The following is an 18746-nucleotide window of genomic DNA, read 5'->3' on the forward strand; positions in this document are numbered from 1 at the left end:
GGGGCTGCCTTTGTAAACCAGCCTAGAGGTCCAGGGTTGGCTTGCCGACTCTAGGGCTACTGAAAGCTCCCGCCTTTAGGCGGGGGTAGTTTACCAACACGACCCATGAAGACCAAAGACTATTGGCTTGGCTCTGACAATACAGCCGCCTCTGGATCCACTGACAAATGGGCGATCAGCCGATCCACCAGCCGCGAGAGGGTTGCCCGTTCTTCTGGGCTGAGACAGCCGTAGGTTTGCTCCCGCAACTGCCAAATCAGAGGGGGCAAAACGTCTTTCAGCTCCTCTCCTGCCGGTGTGAGGTAGACTCGCCAAATCCGCCGATCCTCAGGATCCCGCTGCCGCCGGATCAGCTCCCGTTTTTCCATGCCATCCAACACCCCGGTCATGGTGCCCCCCAACTGCTGCAGGCGCTCACAAATGGTGGAAGTCGGGATCCCGTCTTCTTCCCAGAGGCAGCAGAGCACCACCCAATGGGAGATGGTTAGGCCAAAAGGCTCTAAATAGGACTGGAACTTCCGCCGCACCAATTGAGACAACAATCGAATGCGATAGCCCAAGGAGTTGGGGGCGAGAATGTCATGCCACCGTTCTAGGAAAGCCTGTTTTTCCGATTGAACTCTTACTTTGGTTGGACTGTTTCCCATTGGCGGCCTGGAATGCTTAGAGTCTAAATCGCCCTATTTTATCTTTTACTCAGGAGAGAAGGAGCTTGCGATCCGTTCTGCACGAGTGTATGAGCCATCTCCCACCCTCTCCAGTACAGCCTAGCCCTTGCACAGCCAACGGACGATCTGCAGCCATTGCCGTTGCAAAGGATATCCATCAGGCAACACAGCATTTTCTGGCTTCGCATCAGGCTACAGCCGAGTGGGATCCCTGCCAAGCAAAAGATGGGCTCGCATGAACTGGAGTCGATAGCGCTGGAAGAGGCTGCCACAGAGATTTGCAAAGGCAGTTCGGATGGCACTAGAGTAGCGTCAAGTCTTGCCAGCCTGTCGTCTTTTGCAAGTGTCTTTGGTGAGGTCGTCATGCCGCTTATCCCACAGGGGTTGCGCCCCCATCGTCGTTTCCTCTGGGCAGGGATCCCGTTGGCCGGTGCTTTGGCCTTGGGGGCCTGCTGGAGCAATCGCACGGGTGCCGAAGTCGAGTTTCCCACATCGGCTCAGAATCCTTTCCCCCCCATCCCCACCCCACCGCCGCCGCTGCCTTCCCCAAGTGGAACTCCGGGCCTTCCCCCCTGGTGGCCTCGTGCCCAATCGCCGGAGTGGGAAGATTCCCCTTATGCTCCGGTCTTGTCCGGCTTTTTGCAGGGATTGGCAGCCCAAGGGGGAGCGCTCTCTCAACAGGGGATCCTGCTCTGGACACCGGAAGGGGATCTGTTAGCGGAGCATTTATCGGATCGGCCTTTGCCGGTGGGAGCCTTGGATCAGTTGGCCATCAGCTTGATGGCCCTGGAGACTTGGGGCTATGAACGTCGCTTTGAGACCCGGTTCTACACCACAGGCCATCTTTTGGGCCATCGCTTGACGGGAGATTTGATCCTGGTGGGTGGCGGGGATCCCTACTTCACGGAAGCGAATGTGGCAGAGCTGGCCCACCATTTGCATAGCCTCAACATTCGCCAGATCGACGGGGATGTGAAGGTGTTGTCCCCCTTCCACCTGCTGGGCCAACCCGATCCTTTGGCCGGTGCTCGGCGTTTGGCAGAGCTCCTCAGCGATACGCAACAGCCCCACCCGGTTGCCATTCGCGGCTCGGTGTCAACCCTGACAGCCCTGCCCGCGGACGCCCACTGCTTGGCTCGTTATACCTCGCTACGCCTGGGATCCCTGTTGCAAATCCTCAACGGCAGCAACGACCGGACTATGGCAGAAGCCCTGTTGGCGGAACTGGGGGGCAAAACAGCCCTGCTGGAGTACCTGCGGCAGCGGTTGGTGGCTCAGCCCATTTCCCGCCTGGATCCCGACATGGCCCCCGCCGAGCAAGACATTCGCTTTGGACAAAGGGGGCAAGCCCTGTACCTCTCCCCTCGCGCCCTAGCTCACCTCTGGGAGCAGTTGGTGGATCTCACGGACGGGGATCCGACTCGGATCTTGCCCAGAGCGGGCATTGGCCACAGCACCCTGCAGGCGCGCACCTTGCCCCCAGGCACGGTGGCTCAGGTGGGATCCGCTGCGGATCGGCTGATGATGATGGGGCAATTGCCGGATGGCAACCGCTTTATCCTGCTCAACCAAGGCCCCGACCTGGGCATTTTGAGCCAACAACAGGATCAGTTTCTGCGGGAGGTGGCGGCCATTTCCGAGCCCCTTCGCCGCTAATGCCGACAATTAGACTTCTTCTTTATGTACCTCTCCCCCACTTCCCGTTAGGGGGCGAGAGATTGCGGCCTTGCAGCTATGCAGGGCAGAGTAGTGCGCTCGCTACTGACTTGGGCGCATGGAGCCTTCAAAGAGCTGCTGAAGGCGGTGGCTAAGCAGTACGGGAAGCTGGTGATTGAAGTCTCAGCTTACTAGCGCAGGAGCCCCGCCCTCTGCCCACAGGGCGAGGGTCGGGAGGAATGCACTTTGATGAGGTACCGTAAGGGTATGACCCAAGTCCTGACCCTTTCCTGCAGGCTCAAGGTGTCTCAGTCGCAAGCCGCAAAGTTGGATGCGACCTTGGATGCCTTCGGCCAAGCCTTGAACTGGGTGAACCAGAACACACCGGAGAAGATCGTTAACGCCGTTAAACTTCAATCTCTGTGCTACCGCGAAATCCGTGCCCGGTTCGGCTTGTCCAGTAACTTGGCCGTACAGGTCTGCAGACGGCTAGCAGGTGCTCGTAAAGTTGCCCGACAGAAAAACCGTCCGGTCAAAGCGTTCAAGGGGGGCTTTGCTACCTATGACGCTCGTATCTTTTCATTTCGCGAGAAAGACTGGACGGTGTCGCTGACCACGGTGGAGGGTCGACAGCGCTTTGAGCTGGCGATTGGTCATTACCAGAGAGAACAGTTGGCAGGCTCCAATCCCAAATCGGCCACTCTGGTCAAGCGCAAAGACGGTTCCTACTCCATCCAGATTTGCGTGGAAGCAAAGTTACCGGAGCGGCAGAACACAGCTCGGGTAATAGGCGTGGATTTGGGAAGGACAGATATTGCCCATACGTCAGAGGGGGACAACTGGAATGGACAGCAGTTGAGCAAAATACGAGACCGTTATTCCAAGCTGAGAGCGGTACTCCAGCAAAAAGCCAGTAAGGGCACCCGCAGTTCCCGGCGCAGATGCAGAGAACTGTTGCAACGGCTGTCTGGCAAGGAGAGACGCTTTCAGTCGCGTCAGCGTTGCGTAGCAAAAACGTGGGTCAATCATCGCATCTCTAAAGCTATTGTTTCTAGGGCAAAGGCCACAAACAGCGCTATTGCTTTAGAGGACTTGACAGGGATACGGGAGCGTATCAACCAACAACCCCGCAGCAAAGCCGAGCGGCGCAGGGCCAACAGTTGGGCGTTCTACCAACTGAGGCAGTTTCTGGAATACAAGGCGAGAGTTGCAGGGGTTTCTCTGATCCTTGTTCCGCCTGCCTACACGTCGCAGACCTGTCACAGGTGTTTGCACATCCATCCCGACCCTGCGCAATCCTGTCGCGTCAGCGTTGCGTAGCAAAATCGCAGTGGGAAGCAGTTTAAGTGTGGGCACTGTGGATGGGAAGGGGATGCGGACTGGAATGGTGCAAACGTAATTGCGCTTTTGGGGGCTGCCGTAAACCAGCCCAGAGGTTAAGCCTACGGCTCGCTTCGCGAACGGGTTTGTTTTGTTCTCTGGGAGAGCATAACAGGCTCAGGGCTACTGAAAGCCCGCACTCTTTCGCTTGAGCGGCGCGGAGCGCTTTGCATCAGCATGAGTGTGGGTAGTTTACGATTGAAAAAGGCGGGAATAGAGGTGTTGGTGGGCTTGACAATCCCGTTCTTGTAGAGGGGTGAAGCTGCTTAGGGGCGGCCAGCCGAGGGGGAGGTTTGGCCTTTCGGCTCGCTTCATGACCGGCAGAATCTCCTGATGCACCACTGCCTCGATCGGCTCATACAATTGGGCCAGCAGGCTTTGCCCCTCGGTATGCCCCAAAGGCACCAAGCGCACTGCCGCCGAGACCAACCCGGTGAGGGAGGAGAACAAGAAGGCACGCAGGGTATCTTCCAGCCCAATGCCCGCCTGAGCGCAGATCCAGCCGAACACCAAGGAATGATGCAGTGGCTCTCCCTCTGCTTTGGGGACGGAGATTCCCCAGGTGCGTTCTGCCAGTTGAGCTAGGCGTTTGCCCAAATCCAAGCTGGCTTGGCGCGGTTCTGCCGCCCAACGGGTTGCTTGCAGTTGCTGCTGCAGTTTCTCCACTCCTGACTCGGCTCCCAATCGGGACAGACGATGGGCCAAGGCACAGGCTCTGCCCTCGGTGGGGGCTAGGCCCATGTGTAAAACCCCCAGCAGATATTGCTGCACCCTGGCCCGATCCCGAAGTTGCCCCGCTTGAACGGCAGCTTCCAAGCCCCAGGAGTGGGAATAGGCCCCAATCGGCAGGGCAGAATCGGTGAGCTGTAGCAACAGATAGAAAGCGCCGCTGGATCCTAGAGAAGCAAGTCGGGGGGAAAATTCACCACGCATTTTCGCGAAGCTTTAGCGGGGGCGGATCAGGCCGTAGCCACCGTGGTTGCGGACGTAGATAACGTTGATCTCGCCATTTTCGATATTGCGGAAAACGTAGAAGTCGTGATCCACTAGCTCCAACTGGTGCAACGCTTCCTGAACCGTCATGGGTGGCATGGCGAAGTACTTGGTGCGCACCACCTCTGCCGGTAACTCCGCTTGCCGTTCCGTATTTAGCGGATCGGTGGCGGGCTGCTGGGCCACTGCCACGGAGGTTTTGGGGGTGTGGCGGACGCGGTGAATGCCGTTCCGTTCTTTGTATTTGCGCAACTTGCGGGCCAGCTTGTCGGCCACACGGTCGATGCTGGCATAGAGGTTTTCGCTGCTTTCTTCCGCCCGGATCACGGTGCCATTGGCGTAGACGGTCACTTCGGCAGATTGGCTGGCACTGATACGGGGGTTGCGGGCTACCGATAGATTGACATCAACCTCACTGGTGATCTGGGCAAAATGACTGACAGCACGCTCAATTTTTTCTTGAACGTAGCTGCGGATGGCGTCGGTAATCTCGACGTTTTTCCCTTGGATCACAAGCTTAGTCATGAGGACTCTCCCAGTCATGTCGGTTTATACCTGAGATAGCGCCTCACCCCCACCTGGGATCCCTCTGGCTTTCGAAAGCGACCCCAGCTCACGGGCGACCTCAGCCCTTTAATTTGCAAAAACGAAGCCCTGTCATCAAGGGTGAGCAGATCGGCTTTGGGAGTGGCACTAACCTCTTGGGTTAAGTCTAAGTTAACATCTCTCTCTGGGATCTCTGCCAGAGGTTAAGAATAAATTTAGGCTCTCTTAATGTTTAAGGAGATCTTGAATTCCTGATTTTTCCCAAATCTTGGGAGTTTTGCGGATAAGCGGGATCCCTGTTATGCAAGACATAGACTCCTAGTTGGCCGTATTGGGTGCTTTTGGGAAAAGTTCTTTCGAGCTTAAGTTGCAAGTTCCCAGGTCAATGGGTTAACCCAAAAGACAAATCTATCATCAAACCCATAGACAGATCCAGCCTACTAAAAAGCTTTCCAAGCTGGATTTTAAGTTGATTAAACAACGTCTCTAACTCTGACCTGCTTTTGAGAAACCAAACCCATGCCGGACTGCCCATAACTCGGCAATCCAAATGCTCCAGTTCTCCGCTTACCGTATGTTGGTGTTACTCCACAGCTTAGCAGAATCTCGATTGGATGGCGCTTGATAGGAAAAATGAAGGGATATTGACATAAATTAAGCTTTTTATCAATATGGGGCTTTCAATTTGAGGGGTATTGTCGCTGTTGGTATTGGCTTTGGCAAGCCTGTTGTCCGCTGTTCCATGCCGTAAGGTTTCTATTCGGAGAGCTACATAAGAAGTTGGAACTCCGTTCTGCCGGCGCAGTCTTATTGGGAAGCTGGGGGGAAAAGACCAGCTCTTTTGGGGGTGGCTAAAATGCTACTCTCGGAATCGCCTTGGTGTGCGAAAGGTGAGGCAGACGGTGTGGGCAGAGGGATCCCGTTGAAGGCGGCAGAGCTTTTGGACAGAGCAGAAGAGGCTCTACAGGAGCAGTTTCAGGCGGTGGAGAAGACCCTCAGAGAGAACCTGGCGCGGGTGTTGCGGGCCTTTCGCGAGCAGCGGGTGGGATCCCATCACTTTGCCGGGGTGTCGGGGTATGGCCACGACGACCAGGGGCGGCAGGTTTTGGATCGGGTGTTTGCCCAGATTATGGGCTGTGAGGCAGCGGTGGTGCGGCTGCAGATGGTGTCTGGTACCCATGCCATCGCCTGTGCTTTGTTTGGGGTGCTGCGTCCGGGGGATGAGCTGCTGAGCATTACCGGCCCCCCCTACGACACCCTTGAGGAGGTCATCGGCCTGCGGGGTTCCGGGCGGGGATCCCTACGGGAGTTTGGCATCGGTTACCGCCAGTTGGATTTGCGGGAGGGAACTGTCGATTGGCAGGCCCTGAAAACCGCCCTCAGACCGCAAACCCGCTTGGTTCACATTCAGCGGTCCTGTGGCTACGATTGGCGGCCCAGCTTTTCCATTGCCCAGATTGCCGAGATGATCCAAATGGTCAAAGCGCAAAACCCCGAAGTTGTCGTTTTTGTGGACAATTGCTACGGCGAATTTGTGGAAACCCAGGAGCCAACCCATGTGGGCGCAGATCTGATTGCCGGATCCCTGATCAAAAATCCGGGGGGCACCCTTGTTCCCGCCGGGGGCTATGTGGCCGGGCGGGCAGAGCTGGTGGAGCAAGCCGCTTGTCGGCTGACGGCTCCGGGCATTGGTTCTGAAGGGGGGGCGACTTTGGATCTCAACCGCCTTCTGTTTCAAGGCTTGTTCTTGGCCCCGCAGATGGTGGCCGAAGCGGTGAAGATCGCCCATCTGGCGGCGCAGGTGTTTTCTGATTTGGGCTACCCGGTCTCGCCTCTGCCTCAAACTCCCCGCACCGATATCATCCAGGCCATTCAATTGGGATCCCCGCAAAAGCTGCAGGCCTTTTGCCACGCCATTCAAAACAGTTCTCCTGTGGATTCCTACCTCACCCCAGTTCCGGAGGTGATGCCCGGTTATGCAGACCCGGTGGTGATGGCAGCAGGCACCTTTATTGCCGGGAGCAGCGCCGAGCTGTCTGCCGATGGGCCGATGCGGGATCCCTACACCGTCTACTTGCAGGGGGGAACCCATCTCTACCATGGGCGGCTGGCCCTAGAAGCCGTCTTGCAAGCTTGGGAAACCCTGTAGGCCAACAGTTTGCTCTCGGCTGAAACAGCAAGGAAGGGGCAAGCCAACAACCTCAAAACTCAGCACGAAGTTGGCAGAAGTTGTCGTCTCTGACCAACTTTTCGCTCAATCAATCAGGGGGTAGGATCAGTCTACAGTTGCCATTCTTTAGGGATCCCTTCCGATGTTAAGCTGGTATCGTTCTTGCGCATCTCCTCGCCGTTGGGGATCCCGTTTGACTCTGGCTCTGGTGGCATTGGGGTTGGCCGGCGGCTGTCGGCTGCTGGATCGGGTGGGAGAGAGCGGCTTGCCGGTGGGATCTGCGCTGACCCGTTCTGCTCTGTGGAGAGGCAGCCAAACCGTGACGGGAGCGCTGGAGGTGGGAGATCAAGTCAGCCGCCAGTACGGCAGCTTTTGGGATGGGATCCCCATCACCGCTGAGCCGGGGCAGATTTTAATTGCGGCCCTAGAGAGCGAAGATTTTGATGCTTACCTGGAGCTGGTGGACGGCCAAGGGCGGGTGATCGGCTTTAACGATGACTCTGGCCCAGATGTGAATGCCCTGTTGGCGGTGCGTCTGCCGGAGGGAGGCACCTACACCTTGCGGGCCACCAGCTTTGAGCCCGAATCCACCGGCAACTACCGGCTCACCTATGTCCTCACCCAGATAGATTGGCAGCAAAGCCTATCGGGCCGTCTGCAGGAGGGATCCCTTCAGCACCCCGAGGATGGCAGTTGGATGGACGAATACCCCATTGCCGCCCGCGCCGGCCAGATCCTGATCGCTTCCATGACCAGCTCTGATTTGGATGCCTTCTTGCAACTGCTGGATCCGAGTGGAGAAGTCATGGCTTGGGATGATGACCAAGGTGGTGGAACCGATGCTCTCATGATTGCCTTTCTGCCCCGCACCGGCACCTACACCCTGCGGGCCAACACCCATAAGCCGGGAGAGGAAGGAGCCTATGGGTTACAGTACACCTTGCGCTAGCATCTACTCCCTATCTGGAAGCTTGGATAAGGGGGCTTGCGGATCTTCTGGTGCTGATGTCGAGATTTTGACAGGAATCATCGTTTTTTAACGCCTAATGAATGTTGATACACGTCAGGAGTTGCCGGTTTACCCTCCTAAGATCCTCACAAAGCCGGAAGGGGCACTGCTTGCTGAGCTTTGTGGGAAAGCGTGACATCTTATCCTAAGTTGTGACGGAGCCGAAATATTGTCCTCGTGGATGACGTCTTTTTTCTAGAATCAGATCGATGGCCTAGACCATTCTTTTGCAGTTCAGCCCCTATCTCCACAAAATGGATGCCATGACTCCTGAAATGGTACGCCAGTTTTGGTCTTTGGTCAGCGAGATTGGCAGGCCAGATTGGCTCACAAAGCGTGACGATGACTTGGTGAATCTGCTTCTGAGCGCTTGTCAAAAAAAACAGGCCCTCAGCAGTGTCGATGCTTCGATTCTCAACCGCTACATCAGCATTCGCCTGCCCTTGATTCGCGATATCCTTGTGGATTAAGCCCGGAGAGGACAAGGTTTTCCCCATCATGCTGACCGCACAGATCACCTTGCTGGTCTAGGGGGCACTGCTTTTGGTGGGCGGAGCAATCGGCTATGTGAAGGGCAAAAGCTCCAAGTCTCTGGTCGGGGGGCACGTACTGGGTCTCGAACTGACTGAACTTGGCCGTGCAGTCCTTCACAACCAGCCTTTTGAGTACCGAGGGGCGAGGAGTGAGAAGGGAGGAGTGAGAGGAAGAAATCTCTTCTCTTTGCTCTCTCCTCTCCATGCTGGGCAAAGTTCAGCTTCGTAGGGACTCCGTCCCGCTAAAGCGACCAGTGTTGCGTAGTCTTTCAGAGCGGCTTTGCGGATTAAACCACCGCTCGATGATGTGGCAAATCTGCCGGGCGGCGGTGCCATCGCCAAAGGGGTTTTGGGCTTGGGCCATGCGGGCATAAGCTTGCGGGTCTGTGAGCAATTCTCGGGCTGCCTTCAGGATCCCTTCGGGATGGGTGCCCACCAAGCGGGCGGTGCCGGCAGCAATCGCTTCAGGACGTTCGGTGGTCTGCCTCAGCACCAGCACCGGTTTGCCCAGGGCAGGGGCTTCTTCTTGAATGCCGCCGGAGTCGCTGAGGATGAGGGTACAGCGCTGCATGGCACTCACCCAGAGGGGATAGTCCAGAGGCTCGGTGAGAAAGGCCCGCTCATGGGATCCCAACAGGGCTTGCAGGGGATCCCGCACCAAGGGGTTGGGATGGAGGGGCAAAAGAAGGGCAGTATCGGGAAACTCGGCCAAAATCTGCAGCAGAGCCTTGCCGATGGCAGTTAAGGGATCCCCCCAATTTTCCCGCCGGTGCACGGTAACCAACAGGACACGGTAGCGCTGCCAGTCCAGCCCGGGAATGGGGCAGGGGATCCCTTGGGAGGCCACTTGCAGTAGGGCGTCGATGACAGTGTTGCCGGTGCAATGGATGGATCCCACCACGTGGCTTCGCTTCAGGTTGTCAACGGCTTGGGGGGTAGGGGCAAAGTGCAGGCTGGCCAACTGAGAGATCAGGCGGCGATTGGCCTCTTCGGGGAAAGGATTGTAGAGATCATCGGTGCGCAGTCCGGCTTCCACATGCCCAACCGGGATGCGGTGGTAGAAAGCTGCCAAGGCAGCCGCAAAGGCGGTGGTGGTATCTCCCTGCACCAAAACCAGTTGAGGATGTTGCTCTTGAAAGTAGAGTTCCAGGCCCCGCAAGGTGGCTTCGGTAATGTCTGTCAAGCTTTGGCGGGGGCGCATGATCGCCAGATCCCGATCCGCTTGCAGACCGAATAGCCGCATCACCTGATCCACCATTTCCCGGTGTTGTCCGGTCAAGATCAGCTCGGTGCGCAGATGGGGACTGGCACGCAGAGCTTGGATCACCGGGGCCAGCTTAATGGCTTCGGGCCGTGTGCCCAAGATCACGGCAACGAGGGGAAGAGAGGCCATAAGCTCAAGGACATCGGCACCTGTAGGAGATGGGAAGCGCAGCTCATTGAAGCAAGGCCACCAACAAACCACTAACAAAAACCACTAACAAAACAGAGGCGGCGAAGGGCGTGGGTTGCTCAAGGTCGCAAGCCACCGGGGTGTGGACTCTGCTGAGTCAGGCTGAGGGCAATGTCGAGACGAGAGGAACCACAAGGGGGCTATTGCTGCTCACCCCGATCTTACCCCTCCAGCTGCCCCACCAATTTTTCACCGGATGAGCTGGAGAAAAAGGGTTGACGGGATCCCACTCCTGCAACTAGCCTAAAGGGGGCTGAAGAGATCCTCTTCTGGCTGTCCGGGTTGTTTCGGTTAACCTTTTTGGAGGAAAACGTTCAACAGCATGGACGCTTCCGGTAGTTGTAGCGCCAGCCACCAGTGGATGGTCTTCGAGGAGCACGTTCTTGAAGATTGGGCTCTCACTGGTGTCTTCCTTTTCCCCGCTGACAGCTTCTGTCGTCGCTTGAGAGGATCCCGTTTCGCCAACGCGAAGGGGTGGGAGAGTTTTCCCGGCTAGCTTTTGACTTGGGTGGCTCTCTCAGTCGGCGACGAACAGATGAGCTGAGCAGAGCCTTACCTGAGCAATGGGTTTGTGCAGCCCTGTTCAGAAAAGGGGAGATCAGGAGTAATTCCGAGGGGATTCCCCTTGACTTTCCCGTTGCGGGTTTTGAGGTTTCCGCAGGCCTGGGGATCCCTTGGAGTCCCTCTTATCGGCTTGGGCGCTTGCGATCCAAGCTGGGCTTGGAGGCCTGGCGCTAGACCTACGGCTTGCTGCGCGGCCATCCAAGGGTTTCAGGGCTTCCCTGTGAGCCTCGGAGCACCGGTTGGCTGTTGACCTCCTGGTTCTCTTCATCCCGGCTGACCCCAACGTTCGGAGGTTTATCATGCGGCACAACGTTCTTCGCGATCTCCTAACCCCTGCTTCCTTGGAAGCCGCCAAGCGAGAGGCCAACCGCGCTCCCATTGCCGAGCTGGTGCAGCAGTTGATGGAGATTTCACCTCGGCAGCGGGTACTGGCTTTTCGCTTGCTGGAAAAAGACAGAGCCATTGCAGTGTTTGAGTATCTGCGGCCCGAAGAGCAGGCCGATCTCATTCGCAGCATGGAAAGCCCAGAAGTGATCCAGCTCATAGAAGCTCTGCCACCTGATGAGCGGGTACGTCTGTTTGAGGAGTTGCCGGCCAAAGTAACCAAGCGCCTCATTGCCAACCTCAGCCCAGAAGCTCGGGAAGCAGTGAATATCTTGCTGGGTTATCCAGAGCGCAGTGCCGGTCGGCTGATGAACCTGCGCTACTTGTCGGTACGGGATACCATCACCGTCGGGGCTGCTCTGGCCAGCGTGCGGGACTCTCAACTGGGAGACGATGAGCTGGATGTGATTTTTGTGGTGGACGATCAGCGGTTCTACAAAGGTTTGGTTCGCACCGTGCGCCTCGTGAAAGCAGATCCGGATTTGCCCATTCGGGAGCTGATTGAGGGATCGGATATTTTTGCTCGGGTTACCGACCGGGATCTCCAGGCAGCCCGTTTGCTCAAAGATTCCGGCTTGCCGGCCATTCCGGTGGTGGATACGGAAGGGCGCTTGGTGGGAGATATCACCTTTGAAGATGTCATCAACTTGGTGGAAGAAGAAGCCACCGACGCCGCTCTGGCCCAAGCAGGGGTGGGCAACTTGCTCAGCCGAGACAAGGTTTGGAGCGAGCGCCTGGTTAAAGGCTCCCGTTGGTATGCCGTCCGCCTGCGCATCACGTTTTTAATCATCACCTTGATTGGCGGCATGGTGGTGGGGGGAGTGATCCAAACCTTTGAGGAAGTGTTGGAGGCGGTGACGGCAGCGGCTATTTTCATCCCCTTGGTCATGGATATGGGCGGTAATGTCGGCACCCAATCTACGACCATCTTTGCCCGTGGCTTGGCTTGGGGCCACATCAACGTGCGGCAGTTTCTCCCCTATTTGCTGCGGGAAGCCAGCATCGGCGCCATTATTGGCGGGATCCTAGGAGTTGCGGCTGGGGTGATTGCCTACTTCTGGCAGGGGGCACCGAATGGGATCCCACAATTGGGTCTAGCGGTGGGCTTGGCTCTGGCCATTGTCCTCACTTTGGGGGCTATCTTGGGCGCCATTTTGCCCTGGGTGATGTTAAAGCTGGGCTTTGACCACGCTCCGGGAGCGGATCCTTTTATCACCACCATTAAAGACTTCACCGGCCTCTGGGTGTATTTCACCCTGGTGGCTTGGCTAGTCGGGGTTGAAGTGGAGTTCTAGGGCTGCGCCGGCGCTGGATCCAGGGGGCACCTCACCGGCAAAGCGCGTTCCAGGAACGAATAATCCAGCCCTTCTTGAGAAATCAGCCTTTCAGAGTCTCGCCACAAGGCCATCGCGACGGCGGCGCAGAGCACTTTTACGAGGTGTCCTTTGACCAACGAAGGGTTACAGCAAACATTTAGGAGGTGTGCCATGACCTTGAAAGTTCTATCTCCCTTGGCTGCTGCTCAATTTCGGTCACGGCTGCAGCAGTATGCCTATCGGGTGGGCATAACCTGTGCTTTAGAAACAGGTGGTAAGCTGGCCCCAGAATCCGCCTTTGCTCAACTGGAAGCCCTCTGGCAAACCTTGCAACAGGAAGCCACTGCCCTTGGGATCCCAGATGAGGATGGCTAAACTTTATCCTTTCACGAGAACCGGAGCATGACCTGGATTGACTTCACCTTGCGTTTGGCCGTTGCCTTTGTCCTGGGATCCCTCATTGGCCTGGAGCGACAGTGGCGGCAGCGCATGGCCGGCTTGCGCACCAATACCCTGGTGGCCACGGGTGCAGCTTTGTTTGTCATGCTCTCGGTTCTCACCCCTGATGAAAGCAGCCCGACCCGTATTGCGGCCCAAGTGGTATCGGGGATTGGCTTTTTGGCCGGTGGCGTGATCCTCAAGGAAGGAGCCAGCGTCCGTGGCCTGAACACCGCCGCCACCATCTGGTGTGCAGCCGCGGTGGGAGCCTTTGCCGGATCGGGGTACATTCCCCAAGCTGCCATTGGGGCCGGAGCTGTGTTGATCTCCAACGTTGTGCTGCGTCCACTGGGCTACCGCATCAACCAGCAGCCTTTGAAAGGCACAGAACTGGAACTGGTCTATGAGTGTTCATTTGTCTGCAAAAGCCAAGCAGAGGCCCACATCCGCGCCTTGCTCCTGCAGGGTATAGCTCCCACCCATCTCAAACTGCGCGCCCTCTACAGCGAAGACCTGGAGGACAAGCCCGATCTGGTCAAAGTCGAAGCAGAGCTAGTCACCCAGACTCGCGATGACCAGGCCCTAGAACTTGTCGTCAGCCGCCTCAGCCTAGAGCCAGGCGTGATCACTGCCCGATGGCGGATCATCGAACAGGAATTTGGGTAAACTACCCGACTCCGACCGCTAAGCGGTACGGAGCGGGCTTTCAGTAGCCCTGAGCCTGCTCTGCCCTACCAGAGAACAAAACAGGCCCGAACCTCTAGGCTGGTTTACAGCAGCCCCCAAAAGCGCAATCACATTCGCACCATTCAAATCCGCATCCCCTTCCCATCCACAGTGCCCACACTTAAACTTCTTTCCACTGCGATAGGATTGCGCAGGGTCGGGATGAATGTGCAAACACCGGTGGCAGGTCTGCGACGTGTAGGCAGGCGGAACAAGAATCAGAGCAACCCCCCCACGCAGAGCCTTGTACTCCAAAAATTGACGGAGTTGATAAAACGCCCAACTATTTGCCCGCCTACGCTCTGTCTTGCTGCGTGGCTGTTGATTGACTCTTTTCCGGATCCCTGTCAAGTCTTCCAGAGCAATAGCGCTGTTTGTCGCCTTTGCCCTAGAGACAATAGCTTTGGAGATGCGATGATTGACCCACGCCTGAAAGCGTCTCTCCTTGCCAGACAGCCGTTGCAACAGTTCTCTGCATCTGCGCCGCGAACTGCGGGTGCCCTTACTGGCTTTGCGTTGAAGTACCGCCCTCAACCGCAAGTGATGGTCTCGGACTTTGTTCAACTGCTGTCCATTCCAGTTATCTCCTTCCGTTCGCGCAAGCGGGACGGAGTCCTTTGTATGAGCAATATCCGTCCTGCCCAAATCCACCCCCAGCACTCTATCCGTGCGTTGCGGTGGGGATGGCTCCGCTTCCACACAGATTTGAATGGAGTAGGAACCGTCTTTGCGCTTGACCAGAGTGGCAGATTTGGGATTGGAGCCTGCCAACTGTTCTCTCTGGTAACGGCCAATCGCCAGCTCAAAGCGCTCTCGACCCCCAACGGTGGTCAGCGACACCGTCCAGTCTTTCTCGCGGAACGAAAAGATACGGGCATCGTAGGTCGCAAAGCCTCTCTTGAACGCTTTGACGGGGCGGTTTTTCTGTCGGGCAACTTTACGGGCACCGGCCAGCCGTCTGCAGACCTGCTGGTCGCGTAAGCGGGACGTAGTCCTTGCCAAGTTACTGGACAAGCCAAACCGAGCGCGAATCTGGTAATAGCAAAGGGACTGGAGTTTGACTGCGTTGACTACTTTTTCTGGTGTGTTTTGGTTGACCCAGTTCAACGCCTGCACAAAGGCATCCATTGTCGCATCCAACTTTGCGGCTTGCGACTGGGACACCTTGAGCTTGCAGGAGACGGTCAGGACTTGGGTCATGGTTCTATCATAACTTCCGCATTCCTCCCGACACTGACCCTACGGGTACAGTGCGGGGCTCCTGCGATTTCTAGCTGATCCCTCATCCTGCCAACTCCCAACCGGTCAGCAACGCAAACACCAGAAATAAGCCGCCCCCCACCCAATGCACGGCGCGTTCAGAGATGTGAGCTGCTAAAAAACGACCTCCCACCACCGCCAGCCCCACCATCAGTCCATGGCCAAGGGTAGCCCCTGCCCATACACTCAATCCCGGGTGGGTAGCCGCCAAGGAGACGGTGGCAATCTGGGTTTTATCCCCGAACTCGGCCAAGGCCGTCAAGCTAAAGGCTTCCCACACCACAGCCCAAGCACCGCCGCGGCCCGCCCCTTTTTCTTCTGCCTGCTCCACCAGCCTGAGGGCTTCTTCCTCTTCTTCTTTTTCCTGCTGGGGAGTCATCTTGTAAGCTTGCCAGAGCATTCTCAGCCCAAAAGCCGCAAAAACCCCAGCCGATAACACTCGCACGCCCAGGGGTGGCAGCAGCTTGAAAAGCACCTTCCCGGCCACCACCGCCAGCAAGGTCATCACGGCCAAAGCCAGCCATGTTCCCAAGAAAACCCAGCGGCGCGGGTGTCGCATAGCCAGAATCAGGGGGGTAAAAAAGGTTTTATCCCCAAACTCTGCTACCGTAACCAACAGCAAACTTGACGCAAAACCAGCCCACATCGTCTAGCCTCCAACCTCTCTTGTGTGTGGAATCGGTTCACACCTAGAGGTGAAGGCTGGGAAAGTCAGACGGACTCACCAAGCTCACCTCCGCGTGAACTCAGTGAAAGTCTCGTCACCAAAGCAGCCTGCCGGGCTTGCTTTGTCTCTTGCACCGGGCTGTTTTTAGCCAGTATGTCGATGCAGAGGGCGGTAAGCCGCCTGACTACTCCCTTTCCATCTGAATGGTAGCATGCTGAGCTCCCAGTGGGAGTCATTCATTCAAGCATTCAAGAAAAGCTCTCCAATGGGATCCCCCAAGACTTGCTGTGCCTTGGCCGATATCAGTGCCGCGCATCGCTTACCAGAGGATTGTGAAGGAGCGGCAGGCTATTATGATCACGGTTGAGGAGAAAATCAGGGGAAAACCACGTGGATGCAAAGTTAGTCTTGGTGGGGGTTGCTCTTGTCCTCTCTCTGGCAAGTTTCTACTTCGGCACCCGCAACGGCTTTTACGACACCGACAAGTATCACGGCAATGGATCTGCTCATTAGAGCCGGGCGCTGGTGATTTTTTTATGGATCCCTTGCCCAGAAGGGCTTCCCTCCAGAATACAGGCAACGTCGGCGAGGGCTGGGTGCGGCAATATCTCTGTCAGCAGGGCTGGCAGATCCTGGCCCAGCGGTGGCGCTGCCCTTGGGGCGAGCTGGATCTGGTTGCCCACAAAGCTGATGTGCTGATTTTCGTAGAGGTGAAAACCCGTAGCCCCGGTAGCTGGGATCGAGGCGGGCTTTTGGCGGTTGGGATCCCCAAGCAGCGACGCTTGATCCGGGCTGCCCAGGCCTTCTTGAGCCAGCATCCCCACCTCTCCGAGTTGTCCTGCCGTTTTGATGTTGCGCTGATAGAACGTCGGGCCTCCAGGGAAGGGGTAAGCTACGCTTTGGTTGATTACCTGCCAGCGGCTTTTGAGATTTGTTGAGGCAAGCTTATCCGAGATGCTGTGGGAGCTTATGGCCGTTTCAGGTTAGGTGAGATGCCTGGGCTGCTGAGACAAGCCCTCTAGCCCCGCGCATTATTGCTCCGCAACGCTATTGCTCCACAACCCTGACGCAGTGTCCTAGAGTGTCCTAGTTTGAATCAAAATAACTATAAAGCTGGGCCAGCCTCTCCGACTCATCTGAATACGAAGAACAGATGGAGCTTTCTGGGGTCATTCATCATCCTCACTAAGATCCGGCCTGGGGATCCCTTCATTGGCTCATGATTTTGGGAAACAGCATGAAAGCACATGAGTTCTGGGCTCGTACCGACAGCCAAGGTCAACTGATTTTGCCCATGCGGGCGCAGGAGCAATTGCCCAAAAATCGAGTTGTGCGGGTGCTGGTGTTGGTGGATGAGCGGGAGCTGGCTCCGGCGGATCCTTCACAGGAGCAGTTGCCCACTGCCTCGCCAGATGAAGAGCATCTTTGGTATGGAGCTCCCACCGTTCCCTACGATGGCATTTAGCGCATGGGATCTTGGCCGGACAGCCGCCAGCGGTTTAGGCGTGAGAGGGTATCTGCATCCAAGTAGGCATCAATGCCCCGCTTGCTCGATAGCCGTTTTGGTTGGACGCGCCGGATCTGCTGCTGGGCCTGCTGCACTTCATCCCACAGTTGTTCTGCCGAGACCCATTCGGCGTTGTAGCCGCCAATCACCAACTGCTGGACACGATCGGAGGTAGCCACCCGTACCCGACACCCATCCCTCTGCAACTGGGCACACAGCCGTTCAATACAACTGTCGGCGGTCTCGCCATAGGAGGTATACAGGATCTCGATACCCGAAGGGGAGCGCTCTTGCCGGGCTGGAGTGGGTTGGGCGTAGGCATCGTACACCACGGTCGCCTGGTAGCCCCGGAAGGCCACATAGTTGGCCAAAGATTCCACCAAGCGCAGACGGGCCAATTCCATCAGGGAGCGACGCGCTAACTGGCTCAGGGTGGGCCAAGCTCCGATGATGTTGTAGCCATCAACCAAGAGGAAGGTGGGAGAGGAGGCTTGCATGGATGGCGGTGGATCCCTTGTCCGGGATCACACTTCTTAATCTTAATCTTTATCTTAATTTTATTTTTAATCTTAGTACCCAGCCTTAAAGGTTACCCCACTACTCCGAATGCTCCGATACTTTCCCGGTTGTGAGCAGATCACGGTCTGCGCTGAATCCAATAGGTGGTGAACAGTTCGCCACTGGCCTGTTTCTGAATTTTGCCCCCCAAGGCTGCGATGCGCCGCTCCCACTCCGTTAGGGGGGTGAAAATCGGTTCGGTGCCTTTGAATAGCTCGATGAGGCCCCATTGTTCCGCCCACACCGAGTCGGGATTGACCACTTCAATAATCACAGGTGCAGCCGGTCGCAACACTCGCATCAACTCTGCCCAAACCGCGTCGAAGTACTCAATCGGGTAGTAGTACAAAAATCCGGTGGCAATGGCCAGATCAAATTGCTCCGACTCGTAGTTTTCCAAATGGTGGGCGGATCCCTGTTGCATTGACTTGAACAGCTTGGAGTTAAGCTGGGGTGCCCGCGAGCGAATAAAGCGCACAATCTCACCGCTCAGCTCATGGCCGTAAAAGTAGGCTTGCCAATCGTTCCAGGGATAGGTCAGGAAGCTTACCCCACAGCCCAAATCCAAACAGGCTTCCCGTTTTTTGGGGGCACGCAGTTGCCAAAAGGGGATCCCGAGGCGTTCTTGCAGGTGATCCCGCTGCTGGGCTTGCCAAAAAGGCAGTTGCTCCAGGTCTGGGGGAAGTTGCCAACCTGGCCGACCCAGTTGAATTTCCAGCTCCCGATTGAAGCGAGCAGCTACGGCAGCAAGGTAGGGATCCCAGCGTTCCCCAGTTTGTGGTAACTCCATCTGTTGATGGCTTTGTCGTGGATGGTTGTGGACGTGACATCCTCCCGACGCTGACCCTACGGGTACAGCGCGGGCTTCCTAACCTCACGGTTAGGCATTCCTGCCCCACGCCACTTATCTAGGTCATA

The 18746-nt window shown here is 56.7% G+C and carries 19 protein-coding genes and 1 pseudogene; 12 read left to right on the forward strand and 8 right to left on the reverse strand.

Translation table 11 applies throughout. From position 1 onward, the window contains the following. Nucleotides 1-119 precede the first annotated feature (119 nt). Nucleotides 120-647, reverse strand: coding sequence for a MarR family winged helix-turn-helix transcriptional regulator (locus tag ACVWZ1_RS12855; RefSeq protein ID WP_414358452.1), 528 nt, complete (start codon nt 645-647; stop codon nt 120-122). 384 nt (nt 648-1031) lie between these two features. On the opposite strand from ACVWZ1_RS12855, the gene ACVWZ1_RS12860 reads away from it, so the two are divergent. Further along, the gene (locus tag ACVWZ1_RS12860; protein WP_457503604.1) at nt 1032-2324 is read left to right on the forward strand and encodes a D-alanyl-D-alanine carboxypeptidase; all 1293 of its coding nucleotides are present in this window, start codon (nt 1032-1034) and stop codon (nt 2322-2324) included. A 267-nt stretch (nt 2325-2591) separates the two neighbouring features. Beyond that, a pseudogene (locus tag ACVWZ1_RS12865) lies at nt 2592-3856 on the forward strand (RNA-guided endonuclease InsQ/TnpB family protein). A gap of 40 nt (nt 3857-3896) precedes the next feature. On the opposite strand, the gene ACVWZ1_RS12870 reads toward ACVWZ1_RS12865, so the two are convergent. Then, nucleotides 3897-4637 (reverse strand): urease accessory protein UreF, encoded by a 741-nt coding sequence (locus tag ACVWZ1_RS12870; protein WP_457503605.1) that lies wholly within the window; start codon nt 4635-4637, stop codon nt 3897-3899. Between the two features lie 12 nt (nt 4638-4649). Further along, a complete protein-coding gene (gene hpf, locus ACVWZ1_RS12875; RefSeq protein ID WP_414352005.1) occupies nt 4650-5222 on the reverse strand; it encodes a ribosome hibernation-promoting factor, HPF/YfiA family in 573 nt (190 codons plus the stop codon). A 943-nt stretch (nt 5223-6165) separates the two neighbouring features. On the opposite strand from hpf, the gene ACVWZ1_RS12880 reads away from it, so the two are divergent. From ACVWZ1_RS12880 to ACVWZ1_RS12895, 4 genes are all read left to right on the forward strand, one after another. Next, nucleotides 6166-7392, forward strand: a complete 1227-nt coding sequence (locus ACVWZ1_RS12880; protein WP_457503612.1) for a methionine gamma-lyase family protein — start codon at nt 6166-6168, stop codon at nt 7390-7392. A gap of 163 nt (nt 7393-7555) precedes the next feature. Next, on the forward strand, nt 7556-8362 hold the full coding sequence (locus ACVWZ1_RS12885) for a PPC domain-containing protein (RefSeq protein ID WP_457503607.1): 807 nt from the start codon (nt 7556-7558) through the stop codon (nt 8360-8362). Nucleotides 8363-8685: 323 nt separating this feature from the next. Beyond that, nucleotides 8686-8892, forward strand: a complete 207-nt coding sequence (locus tag ACVWZ1_RS12890) for a hypothetical protein (protein WP_414358077.1) — start codon at nt 8686-8688, stop codon at nt 8890-8892. Between the two features lie 73 nt (nt 8893-8965). Beyond that, complete coding sequence (locus ACVWZ1_RS12895) at nt 8966-9184, forward strand: TMEM14 family protein (RefSeq protein WP_457503608.1); 219 nt, start codon at nt 8966-8968, stop codon at nt 9182-9184. On the opposite strand, the gene wecB is transcribed toward ACVWZ1_RS12895, so the two are convergent. Further along, entirely contained in the window at nt 9173-10348 is a 1176-nt protein-coding gene (gene wecB / locus ACVWZ1_RS12900; RefSeq protein ID WP_457503609.1) for a non-hydrolyzing UDP-N-acetylglucosamine 2-epimerase, read from the reverse strand. The genes ACVWZ1_RS12895 and wecB overlap by 12 nt on opposite strands. Before the next feature lie 923 nt (nt 10349-11271). Between wecB and mgtE the strand changes: the two genes are divergently transcribed. The 3 genes from mgtE (at nt 11272) to ACVWZ1_RS12915 (ending at nt 13776) form a co-directional block, all read left to right on the forward strand. After that, nucleotides 11272-12651: a magnesium transporter gene (gene mgtE / locus ACVWZ1_RS12905; protein WP_457388953.1), complete on the forward strand. Its 1380-nt coding sequence runs from the start codon at nt 11272-11274 to the stop codon at nt 12649-12651. A 192-nt stretch (nt 12652-12843) separates the two neighbouring features. After that, nucleotides 12844-13047: a DUF7219 family protein gene (locus ACVWZ1_RS12910; RefSeq protein ID WP_238376758.1), complete on the forward strand. Its 204-nt coding sequence runs from the start codon at nt 12844-12846 to the stop codon at nt 13045-13047. A 27-nt stretch (nt 13048-13074) separates the two neighbouring features. Next, nucleotides 13075-13776 carry an MgtC/SapB family protein gene (locus ACVWZ1_RS12915; protein WP_457503610.1) on the forward strand — a complete coding sequence of 234 codons (702 nt, stop codon included), beginning with the start codon at nt 13075-13077 and terminating at the stop codon, nt 13774-13776. Between the two features lie 18 nt (nt 13777-13794). Here the strand turns inward: ACVWZ1_RS12915 and ACVWZ1_RS12920 are convergent, their stop codons facing one another. Together ACVWZ1_RS12920 and ACVWZ1_RS12925 are read right to left on the reverse strand one after the other, a co-directional pair. Then, nucleotides 13795-15036 carry an RNA-guided endonuclease InsQ/TnpB family protein gene (locus tag ACVWZ1_RS12920; RefSeq protein ID WP_457503611.1) on the reverse strand — a complete coding sequence of 414 codons (1242 nt, stop codon included), beginning with the start codon at nt 15034-15036 and terminating at the stop codon, nt 13795-13797. 82 nt (nt 15037-15118) lie between these two features. Continuing rightward, a complete protein-coding gene (locus ACVWZ1_RS12925) occupies nt 15119-15742 on the reverse strand; it encodes a TMEM165/GDT1 family protein (protein ID WP_414412424.1) in 624 nt (207 codons plus the stop codon). A 411-nt stretch (nt 15743-16153) separates the two neighbouring features. Here ACVWZ1_RS12925 and ACVWZ1_RS12930 point away from each other — a divergent pair, with 411 nt between their 5' ends. From ACVWZ1_RS12930 to ACVWZ1_RS12940, 3 genes are all read left to right on the forward strand, one after another. Then, complete coding sequence (locus ACVWZ1_RS12930) at nt 16154-16276, forward strand: hypothetical protein (protein WP_011429573.1); 123 nt, start codon at nt 16154-16156, stop codon at nt 16274-16276. A 23-nt stretch (nt 16277-16299) separates the two neighbouring features. Further along, the gene (locus ACVWZ1_RS12935; RefSeq protein WP_011433700.1) at nt 16300-16701 is read left to right on the forward strand and encodes a YraN family protein; all 402 of its coding nucleotides are present in this window, start codon (nt 16300-16302) and stop codon (nt 16699-16701) included. A gap of 299 nt (nt 16702-17000) precedes the next feature. Next, nucleotides 17001-17228, forward strand: coding sequence for a hypothetical protein (locus tag ACVWZ1_RS12940; protein WP_414418946.1), 228 nt, complete (start codon nt 17001-17003; stop codon nt 17226-17228). Here the strand turns inward: ACVWZ1_RS12940 and ACVWZ1_RS12945 are convergent. Beyond that, the gene (locus ACVWZ1_RS12945; protein WP_011429576.1) at nt 17225-17767 is read right to left on the reverse strand and encodes an NYN domain-containing protein; all 543 of its coding nucleotides are present in this window, start codon (nt 17765-17767) and stop codon (nt 17225-17227) included. The two genes, ACVWZ1_RS12940 and ACVWZ1_RS12945, sit on opposite strands and share 4 nt — an antisense overlap. Nucleotides 17768-17907: 140 nt before the next feature. Next, nucleotides 17908-18618 (reverse strand): class I SAM-dependent methyltransferase, encoded by a 711-nt coding sequence (locus tag ACVWZ1_RS12950; RefSeq protein WP_011429577.1) that lies wholly within the window; start codon nt 18616-18618, stop codon nt 17908-17910. Nucleotides 18619-18746 lie beyond the last annotated feature (128 nt).

The sequence above is a fragment of the Thermostichus sp. MS-CIW-25 genome, from assembly GCF_054060015.1.